This is a genomic window from Methylobacterium sp. AC315, assembly GCF_979253755.1.
The window spans coordinates 1-253 of the sequence record NZ_CEEDEA010000103.1; the positions used below are offsets into that span (position 1 = coordinate 1).

The 253-nt window shown below is 69.6% G+C and carries 1 protein-coding gene; it reads left to right on the forward strand.

Annotated elements, in window-relative coordinates:
- Positions 1-64: 64 nt before the first annotated feature.
- Positions 65-253 (forward strand): BLUF domain-containing protein (locus AC0IY0_RS28870; RefSeq protein WP_471766492.1); only part of this gene is annotated, 189 nt, incomplete at its 3' end.

Below are 253 nucleotides of genomic sequence, written 5' to 3' on the forward strand. Positions count from 1 at the left end.
ACCACGTCAGCCGCCCGCTGCCGCTCGGCGAGTTCCTGTCGTTCGTTGATGCGCGCGAGGCGGCATGACACCGCCCGACGAGACCGACCTGTTCCGCTTGGTCTATCGGAGCCGCAGTACGATCGCCGGGGACGCCGAGGCGGTGCAGCAAACCCTCGACGCGGCGGTCGCCACCTCGCAGCGCCGCAACGTCCAGGCCGGCGTCACGGGTACGCGGATGTTCACCGGGCTGTACTTCGTACAGGCCCTGGAG